This is a genomic window from Vibrio sp. 1978 (assembly GCF_033344345.1).
Map to the genome: position 1 here is coordinate 55,236 of NZ_JAWPOP010000019.1, position 10,350 is coordinate 65,585.

At 47.3% G+C, this 10,350-nt stretch carries 8 protein-coding genes; 4 read left to right on the forward strand and 4 right to left on the reverse strand.

Features of this window, described 5'->3' with window-relative positions; translation table 11 throughout:
* Positions 1–175: 175 nt before the first annotated feature.
* Positions 176–1,471, reverse strand: a complete 1,296-nt coding sequence (locus R8N49_RS17615) for an alpha/beta fold hydrolase (RefSeq protein WP_186585073.1) — start codon at positions 1,469–1,471, stop codon at positions 176–178.
* A gap of 210 nt (positions 1,472–1,681) precedes the next feature.
* Here R8N49_RS17615 and R8N49_RS17620 point away from each other — a divergent pair, with 210 nt between their 5' ends.
* Complete coding sequence (locus R8N49_RS17620) at positions 1,682–2,839, forward strand: D-alanyl-D-alanine carboxypeptidase family protein (protein WP_186585074.1); 1,158 nt, start codon at positions 1,682–1,684, stop codon at positions 2,837–2,839.
* An 83-nt stretch (positions 2,840–2,922) separates the two neighbouring features.
* Here the strand turns inward: R8N49_RS17620 and R8N49_RS17625 are convergent, their stop codons facing one another.
* Together R8N49_RS17625 and R8N49_RS17630 are read right to left on the reverse strand one after the other, a co-directional pair.
* On the reverse strand, positions 2,923–5,580 hold the full coding sequence (locus R8N49_RS17625; RefSeq protein ID WP_318190027.1) for an alpha-amylase family glycosyl hydrolase: 2,658 nt from the start codon (positions 5,578–5,580) through the stop codon (positions 2,923–2,925).
* Positions 5,581–5,709: 129 nt separating this feature from the next.
* Positions 5,710–7,173: an AraC family transcriptional regulator gene (locus R8N49_RS17630; protein WP_318190028.1), complete on the reverse strand. Its 1,464-nt coding sequence runs from the start codon at positions 7,171–7,173 to the stop codon at positions 5,710–5,712.
* A 167-nt stretch (positions 7,174–7,340) separates the two neighbouring features.
* On the opposite strand from R8N49_RS17630, the gene R8N49_RS17635 reads away from it, so the two are divergent.
* Both R8N49_RS17635 and R8N49_RS17640 read left to right on the forward strand, forming a co-directional pair.
* Entirely contained in the window at positions 7,341–7,994 is a 654-nt protein-coding gene (locus R8N49_RS17635; RefSeq protein ID WP_005374924.1) for an oxygen-insensitive NAD(P)H-dependent nitroreductase NfsB, read from the forward strand.
* Positions 7,995–8,063: 69 nt separating this feature from the next.
* On the forward strand, positions 8,064–8,354 hold the full coding sequence (locus R8N49_RS17640; RefSeq protein WP_005374925.1) for a putative quinol monooxygenase: 291 nt from the start codon (positions 8,064–8,066) through the stop codon (positions 8,352–8,354).
* On the opposite strand, the gene R8N49_RS17645 is transcribed toward R8N49_RS17640, so the two are convergent.
* Positions 8,351–9,274: a LysR family transcriptional regulator gene (locus R8N49_RS17645; RefSeq protein WP_158173249.1), complete on the reverse strand. Its 924-nt coding sequence runs from the start codon at positions 9,272–9,274 to the stop codon at positions 8,351–8,353. The genes R8N49_RS17640 and R8N49_RS17645 overlap by 4 nt on opposite strands.
* Positions 9,275–9,406: 132 nt before the next feature.
* On the opposite strand from R8N49_RS17645, the gene R8N49_RS17650 reads away from it, so the two are divergent.
* On the forward strand, positions 9,407–9,625 hold the full coding sequence (locus tag R8N49_RS17650; protein WP_186585077.1) for a VF530 family DNA-binding protein: 219 nt from the start codon (positions 9,407–9,409) through the stop codon (positions 9,623–9,625).
* The last annotated feature ends 725 nt before the right edge of the window (positions 9,626–10,350 follow it).

Here is a 10,350-nt window from a genome sequence, read left to right on the forward strand (position 1 = left end):
AAGTAATCACCGGAGTCATTGACAAGGAAAGGACATGTCGCAGTTTTATACATGAGGTGGTGAGGGATAAAGGTTTAGGGACAAAGAGTGAATGACTGATCGCCATTGTTCATAAACCGCTATAAACGCCTTTTCATCAAATACTAAAAAGGCGTATTTCTAACGTCTGTCCTGCTTATTTCAACGCAGCTGCGGTCTGTTTACCCATGGCAATGAGCCTGTCGAGAATGCGTTCACCGTCGGCACGCAAACCGTTGTGCTCGTACTCGTTGGTGATCCACGCTTTTGAATTTGGGATTAACGCGAGCGTCTCTCGGCTGATATCCATTTCAACAAACATATCATCGGCGTAAACGGCGCAACTGACAGGCACTTTATTTTGAGCCAGTTGATTTTGATCGTACAGCGCAGCCCAATCGTCTTTCGCGGCCAATATTTCTGCGGCGTCTTTTAGTGGTTTAAGGTTGACGTATTGGTCGAACATCCACGGGAAGACCATTTCCCCCGTAAAGTAAAATGGCTGGCCAAGTTCATAATTAAACTCTGGTCGGGTTTGGCGAACACGGTGCGCACTCCAACTCGACGCAAAGCCTTGGCAGTAAATCGATTCATGCAAAATGGCGTAGATCGGGTTGGTTTGGAAGTTTTGCTGCGCCAACATATCGTTCAAGAACTCATAGCGAAGTTGTGGTTTGCCGTTCACTTCAATCAACGCGCTTTCTAGCCAATAGTAAGTTGGCAAGAAAGTATCACTCACACCAAAATTGATGCCGATTTGTTGAAATTGTTCCACCGTGAAGCGTTGACCATTTGGTAGGTACTCTTCATTTTCCAGCAAGTGATTCGCAATGTTTTGGCAAAGTTGTTGCGCACTTGGAAATTGTTGGAAGAACGCTTGGTTTTTCTCCATGGTGCGTTTGAAGGTGGCTTCATACACATCGTCGGCATGACGCGAGACTGATGGCACGCCACCTGTGATGTAGCTTTGTAGCAAGCTGTCTGGGAACAAAGACAAATAGGTGAGGGAGCAAAACCCACCAAAGCTTTGACCTAAGATCGCCCATTTTTCGACGCCAAATTGCTCACGAATGTATTCCGCGTCGCGCACGATGTTATCCGCTCGGAAGTGGCTCAAGTAGTCTGCTTGTTGCTCTGGCGTGAGGTGAGCAAGCGTCTGGTGATTAATTACGCTGCTGTTGCCCGTACCGCGCTGGTCGAGAAGCAAAACTCGGTACTCTTGCAGGGCGCGTTTTACCCAGCCATTATTGCCGTTTTGACGTGGAGAGGGAAAGCCAGGCCCGCCCTGAAAGTAAACCAACCAAGGTTTGGTCGATTCTTCATCGCCAACTAGGCAAACCGAACGGGCGAAGACTCTAATGGTGCCTTTGCTTGCGTCTTGGTAATCCAGAGGAACGGTAAAACTGTGGGGAGTGTAATGCAATCCTGCGTCGATAAATGATTGAGCGTTCATTGTTATCTTTATTTCCTTATTGAGGGGTAGCGCTACTTTACTGCGAATGGCGCGAAGAACCAACGCTATTTCCCAATTGCCTCTTCAGTTCTATACCTTGGTCAAATCAATGTAAGTTCAAGAAAATGAAACGATTAGCGACTGGTGCAACTGGTTGAGTGAGCTATGCTCAATAGAGTTGCGACAAAGTAAGAGCATGGAGGAAGTCGGATGAAAGTGTCACTGGCTCGATGGACAATTGTGACTTGTTTAATGAGCGTACCTACTTTTGCCGTTGTTACGCCCAACCCACCTCAGTTACAGGCAAAAGGTTACGTATTAATGGACTTTCAATCCGGTGCCATTATTGCCGAGCATAACGGGCGAGCAGGCCTTGCTCCGGCGAGTTTAACCAAGTTGATGACCGCTTATGTAGTTGGACAAGAAATCAAAGCGGGGCGTTTGAAATGGGATGATGTTGTCACCGTGAGCGAAAACGCGTGGTCGGCCAAGTTTCCCGGTTCTTCTAAAATGTTCATCAAACCGAAAGATGAAATTAGTGTTGCGAACTTAATGCGCGGCGTGATCATCCAATCAGGAAATGACGCGTGCGTTGCACTGGCTGAGCACGTTGCAGGCAGTGAACGCGGCTTTGTCGCCTTGATGAATGGTTGGGCGGAGAAATTAGGACTGCAAGACACCTATTTTGTGAACTCCCATGGTCTTGATAGTGATGGCATCCAAACCTCACCAACCGATATGGCAAAACTCATGCAGTCGATCATCAGCGATGTTCCTGATGTGTATGCGCTATACAGCGAGAAAGTCTTCAAGTGGAACGACATTACGCAGTACAACCGCAATAAGTTGTTATGGGACAATTCCATTGATGTCGACGGGGGCAAAACCGGCTACACCAGCAATGCCGGATACAGCTTGGTGAGCTCGGCCAAAGAAGGAAGAATGCGCCTTATCTCGGTGGTGATGGGTACGCCAAGTAAACAGGCTAGGATCAGCCAATCGAAGAATCTACTCAGCTATGGTTTTCGCTTTTATGACACCAAGCAAGTTGCTAAACAGGGGGAAGTTGAGTCTAAAGTTCGCGTTTGGAAGGGAAATGCTAATCAAATTGAGGCGATCTTTGCTAAAGATGCCTATCTCACTCTGCCTCGTTCAATGACGGCTGGGCTTGATAAGAGTGTGGTGTTAAATGAACCGTTGATTGCGCCGATCGCGCAAGGAGATGAGATTGGTAAGGTCGTTTGGAAAAGCGATGACAGTACCGTGGCGAGTTATCCCTTGGTCAGCAGCCAAGCGGTAGAAGAGGGCTCGTGGTTCGCTCAGCTTTGGGACAGTCTGGTGCTGTGGGTGAAATCGTTCTTTAACTAGAATAAAAACGAGCAGAAGTGTCTTTCTGCATTTTTTGTTGATGGCCGCCCAGCTAAACGCTGGGCGGTGTTTTATTTAACGGTTTATTCCGACAAGGTGATGATTGGTAAGTCATCCCAAATCTTGCTCTCATCCGAAGCGCCGCCAGAGAAGTTCCAAGGACCTTTGTCTTGTTCAAGTGGACGGTAAGTGGCAGACAATCCATCCAAGTCCCAAGTTGTCACATAGAATCGAATGCCATCCAGTGAATCAGGTCGACCAAGCGCGTCACTCGCAAAGTCCATCGAAATGGTGTTGTTGGCTTTATCTACCGTCACCATTGGTGCTGGCGTCACCGCTTCGCCCCATGTTGTCGCGTTTGCCCCTTGAGTGTTGTAAATCGAGCTTTGCCAGCCGAAGACCACAGCATTGCGACTCCATGTTCCGTTTGGCATAGAAGCGTTGATCTTTGGTAGTTCCGTTAGGTTGGTTGCTGCTTTTTCCGGTAAATCAATGAAGATGGTGAAACCAACGTGGTCAAAGCCGTTTGGCGGCAACCAAGTATCGGTGATCTTGTCCATGGTGAAGGTCAAGCGCACGTTACTGCCGACGGTAAATACCTCAGCTTTGTTGATTGCGAGTTGGCTGTTATCTTTATCGAACGTTGGATCCGTTGGTAGCGAGTAGTTACCGTTAGGACCGCCCATACCATCTTGCGCATCACTTGCGTCATCAATAGTGTCGTCTGGCGTGTTCGACCAGCTTAAGTCCGACACAAAGTTCACATCTTCAATGCCTGCTTTTTTCTCAGTGGAGTAAATCGCGAAGCGGTGTTGCTGTTCGCCAATCGCAAAGTGACGGGTAGATAAAGTCACGCTAAATTGACCGTCAGCACCAACGGTAATCGCTTGTGCGGTTTTTAGATTACCGTCGACGACAAGGTTCAACTTCTCGTTTGCGTTAGCAGTACCAGTAATCACTATGTCATCAGTGATGGTTTGTCCTTCCCAATCCTGTGCCAGTTGGATGTTGAGGTCTGGGGTCTCTACCGATTGGATGTCGTTAGTTTTCGAGTAAATCACGGCAGATTTGGCTGGTAGCTCAAGGGTTACGTGACCGTTTTCATCGGCGATTAACTGTTCTGGAGCTTCTGCCCAGTTAGATATGATTTGTTGTTGGAAAACGGTGCCGCCCGCTTGCTCTACATCGAGTTGGTTCATCAACATTGGGGAGTTAGATGTGTTCATTACCACTAAGACTTCGTCGTTATCCAAAGTGCGGGTAAAGGCGAACACACCTGCACCAGCTTTATCGCTGCCAATGACTTTCATTTCGCCGCGTGTCATGACTTTGTTTTCGGTACGTAACTTAGCAAGCTCTTGGATGAACAAGTACATCTCGCTGTTTTGGTCGAATGAATCTACGTAGTCGCCGTCTTCACGGTAACCGCCAGCAAACATCGCATCGCGCGCTGCTGGCATCGCTTGCTCTGTACCTTGGTAAATCACAGGAATGCCCGGTACGCTCATCATGGTGATCAGTGCTTGTTTCATGTCATTCACGCTACCTTGCGACAGAAAACGTGGCATGTCGTGATTATCAATGAAGTTCGGCATGATGTATGGATTCGGGAACATCTCCATCATCTTCTCAAGACGGAAACGTAAATAGTCGGTCGGTTGCCCTGATGCAAATACGCGCGTCATGGTTGCTTGCAATGGGAAGTTCAGTACCGAGGTTAGCTGTTTCGGCGAGCCACTTTCACCGATGTAAGTCAGCATCTTCTCTTCGCCTTCGGTGTGGTAAGGCGTAGATGTTTCGAAGACTTCACCAAAGGTGAGGAAGTTATCGCGACCAGTATCAACCGCTTGAGTCATCACACCATCGTCGGCGTGCAGGAAGTCGTTCCAGAAATCGTGCTCTACAAACTTCACGGTATCGATACGGAAACCGTCAAAGCCAACTTCTCGGATCCATTTTCGGTAGCTCTCTTTTAGATAAGCGCGTACTTCAGGATCGGACGTATTTAGGTCATCCAGATCCGACAGTTGCCAGGTTTTTTCTTGTACTGGATCGTTGTGGTCGGTGATGGTTGGCGTCCAGTGGTAGCTGCCTGTGCCGTCTGTTTTACACTCATTCATGTTGAGTGGGTACGGCAGTTCTTGCCCGGCGGGTAGCGCATTTTTAATCAAACGGAAGCCTTGGCAAGGTAGGCTTGGATCATAACTGTAAGGATCATTGTAGGTGAAGAAGTTGCCTACATGGTTGGTCACGATGTCTTGAATCAAGAACATATTACGAGCGTGCACTTCTCGCGCTAACGCTTGGTAGCTTTCCATGTCACCAAAGTGCTCATCCACTTTTTGGAAATCACGCGCCCAGTAGCCGTGGTAGCCGCCGTAGTTTTGCTCGGCATCCCACCATTGGTTTGCCACTGGCGGTGTAATCCAGATAGAGGTAGCGCCTAGGTCTTCGATGTAGCCCAGTTTGTCACTGACACCAACCAGGTCTCCACCACTGAATTTCTTGTCTGAGGTAGGATCGTATTCATTCTGACCTTGATCGTTAAGCGTGTTGTCGCCGTCGTTAAAACGGTCGATCATCAAGAAGTAAATGATCTGGTCTTGCCAATCAGGAGATGCCACGTGGCTTCCTGTATCGGTTGGCGTAGTTTCATCGCTACCACAGCCAGAAAGAGCTAGGGCGATCGCTATAGGGAGTATTTTTATTTTATTCATAGGGTTAGGTAAGGTTTCAAACACGGTTTTTGTCTCCGTTGTGCAGCAATGCGGAAACGATAAATCAAAGGTTTGAAATTGAGAGTGTCATTTCACGCCAAAAGAGACGTGAAATGATGTCACGAAGTGCTGAATTTGAACTGTGCTACATATTTAACTGAGTGGTTGCACAATTGGGTATTGAATCGGGTAATGGTCTTTGGCTAACTCATTACCAGAATGATCATAGAGTCGGAATCGACACTGTTTAGCCGTTTGGGTGAGGGGAAGTTGTAGCGCCCAGCATGTGTAATCTTCTGCATTCTGAGTTTGGCTCATTGCGTGCAGAGCTGGCGCGTCACCCACGTAGCAATCGATCTTCGCTACGTCTTTTAATCTACACGCGAGTTCCACAAACAAGGTGTACTGAGTGCCGAGTTGGATAAGTTGTCTTGTCGGGACAATGTATTCCGTTGCGCCAATTAAAAGCCCCTTGGAGACCACATAGTCACGCTGGTGGTTATTCTCAATGTAACGTTCCCCATCGACTTCATAACAAAGGCGAAAGGTAAGGGGGTGCGCTACCGGAAGTTCGGTCGTTGCCCATAGTTCGGTGCCATGACTTAAAAAACGCTCGAAGAAAGCGGGGTAGCGCCGCCATGCGCCATCACGGTCACGGCATTCTACCGAGACCACTTTCTCAAACGCAATATTATCCACTTCCATCCAGATTTTACCGACGGGTTGGTCAATGTCGTTATCGGCTAAAGTATTCGCTTTGGCGTAGTACAAGCGGATGGGGTGGTTGTTGAGATGAGTGCGGTTATCTAAGCACTGCTGGCGATATTGCATGGGTGAAAACGGATACCAACGACGAAAAGTGCGGTGAAAGTTCGAAGGTTCTTCATAACCAAGTTGATAGGCGATTTGCTGCGTTGTGAGTTGGGTGTCGGCAAGCAAAGTGAGTGCTTGCTTTCTTTTAGCGAAATCAACGCATTGAGAGTAGCTCATTTGCTTCTCTTGCAGTCGACGTTGCAAGGTGCGTTTGGAGACGCCCAGTTGCCTTGCCGCTTGCTCTAACTTGAGCGCGTAATTGCTGTTTTTGATGAACAAGGCGTTCAAAACACTCAGCAATTCGGGTTGTTCAATTGGCTGGTGAGAAAGTAGCAAATAAACATGTTTCACCAGTTCAAACACGCTTGAACTCGTTTTAGAATCTCGCGTTTCCTTTAGAAAAATATCGGCCGTGAGTGGATTGTTGGCGTGAACTTGTACTTGTATTGATTCGCTTAGCTCAAGCGTCTCCAACTGCATTTTGAGCAAGCCAAACACCGACTCCGCCCAATTTGGCATATCGGCTGTTCTGCATTCTACTTGCAGATGGATTTGGGCATCACCATGTTGCAATGTGACGTACAAACGGCGGTCGAATAATGAGACACTTTTGCTCCACCAAAGCAGCCCTTCTTGGAGGTTAGGCGCTTCTTTCAACATCATGCATTGCAAGGCCACCAACTTCTCAATGTGCCAATATTCGCCGGCAATTCGAAGGTGATTGTGACCGAGCTTTTTGCACAGAAAGGATGTAATAACGTTATCTTGAGGCAGCATGAGTTGAGTTTGGTTGCGAGCAAACATGCATTATTGCTGAAAAGATGAAGAAGTTCAGTGAGAACGCTCAAAGCCTTTCTTATCGTTTTATTTTCAAATTTATTTTGAAAATGTTTTTAATCGAAATCGGTTTTTCCCTTTATCTCATGAGGTTATGCTGTTACACAGCTTAAATTCATTAATTGGAGAACCTCATGGATATCGTACAAGCTGCAAAATCTCGTTACTCAACGAAAGTGTTTGACCCAACGCGCAAGCTACCTCAAGAAAAAATCGACGCAGTTAAAGAGCTGATTCGTTTTAGTCCATCGAGTGTGAACTCCCAGCCTTGGCATTTCATTCTGGCAAGCACAGAAGAAGGCAAGCAGCGCATCGCTAAAGCGGCGCAAGAGAATTACGCGTTTAACGCGGCGAAGATTCTCAACGCTTCTCACGTATTGGTGTTTTGTGCAAAAACAGGCATTGATAACGACTACATTGAAGCGCTAATGGTGCAAGAAGAAAAAGATGGTCGATTCCCAACTGAAGAAGCGAAAGCGGCTGTGCGCGGTGGTCGTAGCTACTTTGTGAACATGCACCGTTTTGATTTGAAAGATGCAAACCATTGGATGGAGAAACAAGTTTACCTCAACGTGGGTACGTTGCTGTTGGGTGCTTCGACGTTAGAAATCGATGCAGTACCAATTGAAGGGTTTGATCCAAAAGTGCTGGATGAAGAATTTGGCTTGCGTGAAAAAGGTTATACCAGTGTTGTGATCGTGCCGCTTGGCTACCACGCGGAAGATGACTTCAACGCGAAAACGCCAAAGTCTCGCTGGGACGCAGAAACCGTATTCACCGAGATCTAATTCGAGCTTACTTACAGGTGACGTAGAACCCCGTAATCAATATATAAATCGCAAAAGAGTGATAAAACGATGATCCACTTAGTCGCAGAAGTGAAAGCCTATCCAGATAGTAAGGATCAGGTGGTGAATTTGCTTGCTGGTTTACTAGAGCCAACTCGTAAAGAAGAAGGCTGTTGCCAATACGAGTTGTATCTCGACGAAAAAGTTGATGGCCTATTTATGTTCCAAGAAATCTGGGCATCGCAAGAGGCCTTGGATAAGCATTTGCAAAGCCCGCATATGGCGACGTTTCTTGAAACATTGGAAGAGAATGATTGGGTTGAATATACCCAGATTCGTCCTCTTCGATTTATCGCCTAATGACAGAAGGTTGCCAGCACGTTGGCGCGTTGCTGGCAGCATTTTTGTTGGATAAAGTCGCGGAAAGTCCGAATCGTTGGCGTCAATAATCGACGATCGGCACATACCATGTAGAGCGGCACTGGGCCGCAATCCCACTCTGGTAACACTCGCACCAATCTTCCCTCGATTAAGTCTCGGCTAATGTCCATCAATGATTTATTCGCAATGCCTTTGCCTTTGATCGCTAACCGGTGTGGCAAGTCACTATCGTTGCTCAACAAGTTACCGCTGACCACGATTTGTTCTTTCTCGCCGTCACGCGTGAGCGTCCATTTGTTGTAGACCGAATCCGCGACCATGTAGCACAAGCAATTGTGTTGCGTTAAATCGGCAGGAGAGGTGAGTTCTGGATGTGTAGCTACGTACTCTGGCGATGCACATAATATCCGTTCGTTTGACCCACACAATGCCAATACGACCAGATTGGAGTCGGCCGGTTCGCCGTAGCGAATCGCAATATCGACAGGCTTGGTATACATATCCGTCAAGCTATCGGACAGCTCTAGTTTAATGGAAACATTTGGGTAGAGATCGATGAACTCATCCACCCAATCGAGCAACATATTGCGACCAAAATCGGAGGGTGCAGTAATGTGCAGCTGACCAGACAACTCCCCGCGCGCACTTGAGATCTGATCCAACCCCTCTTGCAATGTTGCCAACGCTTGCGTGGTTTTGTCTAAAAACAGTTCGCCCTCTGAGGTTAAACGCAGGCTTCGGGTTGAACGCACAAACAGTGGGAAACCGATTTGCCCTTCAAGACGCTTAATCGATGCGCTAATGGCGGCAGGTGTCATGTCCATGCTGTTAGCGGCTTTTGAAAAGCTGCCTTGGCGCGCTGTTTCGACAAAAATATTGAGGTCGTTGAGGGCTTTCATAATGAAAAGGGCTTTTAAGAAGTTTGGGCTACTATAGGGGAGAGTCGTAGGCCAATTCAAGGTTAAAACATTAGGTTGCATGGCGAGTTTGAGTTAGATTAGCGCGCAACTTCACTTTACCGGATCAATAGCATGAGCCAACAGCAGCCGAATAACCCACTTCACGGGTTGAGTTTAGAAAAAATCGTCACCCGACTAGTTGAACACTTTTGTTGGAATGGCCTGTATGAGCGCGTTCGAGTGAACTGTTTCAAGAAAGATCCTTCAATCAAATCGTCGCTGAAGTTCCTGCGTAAAACGCAATGGGCGCGGGACAAAGTCGAAGCGCTGTATATCGAGACGTTTTGCTAACTGCTCTATGGTCAGCAGCAAGCGGTAAGTAGATTCTTAGTCTCGCTTTGGCTCGCTAGAATGACGCAGCTTTTCTTATCGCGTAGGCTGGAAGAGTCGCTCTGCTGATGCGTCTAAAGCGAGATCTCGGATGGTCAAATAGGCTCGTCTGGAATCGCTTTTTTTGATGGTTTTGTAGAGGTCAGAGTCAAACTCGAACCGTCATTCTGAACAGCGAGGAACGAGCGTGATTCAGAATCTACCCTCAGATTGTATTGAGTTTATTCATGGCACTATGGTCTGCAGCAAGCGGTAAGTAGATTTTTAGTCTCGCTATGGCTCGCTAGAATGACGCAGCTTTTCTTATCGCGTAGGCTAGAAGAGTCGCTCTACTGATGCGTCTAAAGCGAGATTCCGGATGGTCACATAGGTTTATCTGGAATCGCTTTTTTAGATGGTTTTGTAGAGCTCAGAGCCAAACTCGAACTGTTATTCTGAACCGAGAGGAACGAGCGTGATTCAGAATTTACCCTCAGATTGTATTGAGTTTATTCATGGTTCTATGGTCTGCAGCAAGCGGCAAGTAGATTCTTAGTCTCGCTAGAATGACGCAGCTTTTCTTATCGCGTAGGCTGGAAGAGTCGCTCTGCTGATACGTCTAAAGCGAGATTCCGGATGGTCACATAGGTTTATCTGGAATCGCTTTTTTAGATGGTTTTGTAGAGGTCAGAGCCAAACTCGAACCG

What these genes read in the sequence shown, in the direction of transcription:
- R8N49_RS17640 (WP_005374925.1), top strand. Translation starts at nt 8,064, where the DNA reads ATGATCCACTTAGTCGCAGAAGTGAAAGCCTATCCAGATAGTAAGGAT.
- R8N49_RS17615 (WP_186585073.1), bottom strand. Translation starts at nt 1,471, where the DNA reads ATGAACGCTCAATCATTTATCGACGCAGGATTGCATTACACTCCCCAC.
- R8N49_RS17620 (WP_186585074.1), top strand. Translation starts at nt 1,682, where the DNA reads ATGAAAGTGTCACTGGCTCGATGGACAATTGTGACTTGTTTAATGAGC.
- R8N49_RS17635 (WP_005374924.1), top strand. Translation starts at nt 7,341, where the DNA reads ATGGATATCGTACAAGCTGCAAAATCTCGTTACTCAACGAAAGTGTTT.
- R8N49_RS17645 (WP_158173249.1), bottom strand. Translation starts at nt 9,274, where the DNA reads ATGAAAGCCCTCAACGACCTCAATATTTTTGTCGAAACAGCGCGCCAA.
- R8N49_RS17650 (WP_186585077.1), top strand. Translation starts at nt 9,407, where the DNA reads ATGAGCCAACAGCAGCCGAATAACCCACTTCACGGGTTGAGTTTAGAA.
- R8N49_RS17630 (WP_318190028.1), bottom strand. Translation starts at nt 7,173, where the DNA reads ATGTTTGCTCGCAACCAAACTCAACTCATGCTGCCTCAAGATAACGTT.